Annotated in this window: 2 protein-coding genes; both read right to left on the minus strand. The window is 65.3% G+C overall.

What is annotated here, in order from left to right:
* A partial coding sequence (locus tag MU846_RS14490) for a hydroxymethylglutaryl-CoA lyase-like TIM-barrel protein (protein WP_503467113.1) occupies positions 1-230 on the minus strand: 230 nt, incomplete at its 3' end.
* Positions 227-1,165: acetaldehyde dehydrogenase (acetylating) (locus MU846_RS14495; RefSeq protein WP_246953981.1), on the minus strand; the 939-nt coding region annotated here is incomplete at its 5' end. The genes MU846_RS14490 and MU846_RS14495, both read right to left, overlap by 4 nt.

The following is a 1,165-nucleotide window of genomic DNA, read 5'->3' on the forward strand; positions in this document are numbered from 1 at the left end:
ACGGTGTCGGCCACGGCTTCGATCCAGGCCAGGTCGGTGTGGGCGCCAAAGCCATAGTTGAAGCTGGAACCTTGCAGGCCGTCGCCGTGGGCCACTTCGATAGAATCAACCTTGGCCTTGTCCAGCGCGGCGGCGATGTCGCGCACGTTCTGCAACGAGTACTGGTGGCGGATGGCATGGGAGCCGTCGCGCAGTGTCACATCCGAGATATAGAGTTTCTTGCCGTTCATGCGGCACCTCCCTGCGCGGCGCTGGCCGCAGTGCGCTGCGCCAGCTGCTCGCCCGTGGCCAGCGCCGCCGATGTCATGATGTCCAGGTTGCCGGCGTAGGCCGGCAGGTAGTGGGCCGCGCCCTCCACTTGCAGAAAGATCGAGGTCTTCAGGCCGGTGAACGTGCCCTGGCCGGGAATGTGCAAGGGGTTGGCGTCGTCGAACACGTCGAACTGCACCTGCTGCTTGAGCTGGTAGCCCGGCACATACGCCTGCACCTTCGCCACCATCGCCGTGATGGCCGCTTCCACGGCGGCCTGATCCGCCAGCTCGGAGAGCACATAGACGGTGTCGCGCATCAGCAAGGGCGGCTCGGCCGGGTTGAGAATGATGATCGCCTTGCCCTTGGCGGCGCCGCCGATCACCTCGATGGCGCGCGAGGTGGTCTCGGTGAATTCGTCGATGTTGGCACGGGTGCCCGGCCCGGCAGACTTGCTGGCAATCGAGGCGATGATCTCGGCGTAGTGCACCTTGGCGATCTGCGACACGGCGGCCACCATGGGGATGGTGGCCTGGCCGCCGCAGGTGACCATGTTCACGTTGAGCGCATCCAGATGGGCGTCCAGATTCACCACCGGCACACAGTAGGGGCCGATGGCGGCCGGGGTCAGATCGACCAGGCGGATACCGGGCTTGGCCTGGCGCAGCACCTTGTCGTTGTAGACGTGGGCATTGGCCGAGGTGGCATCAAACACGATATCGATATCGGCAAACTCGGGCATCTGGATCAGGCCATCGACGCCGCTGGCGCAGGTGGCGACCCCCATGCGCCTGGCGCGGGCCAGGCCGTCGGAGGTGGGATCGATGCCGACCATCACGCCCATTTCCACGGCCTTGCCGTGGCGCAGGATCTTGATCATCAGATCGGTGCCGATGTTGCCGGAGCCGATGATGGC

The organism is Alcanivorax quisquiliarum (genome assembly GCF_023051175.1).
Taxonomy (GTDB): Bacteria; Pseudomonadota; Gammaproteobacteria; order Pseudomonadales; family Alcanivoracaceae; genus Isoalcanivorax; species Isoalcanivorax quisquiliarum.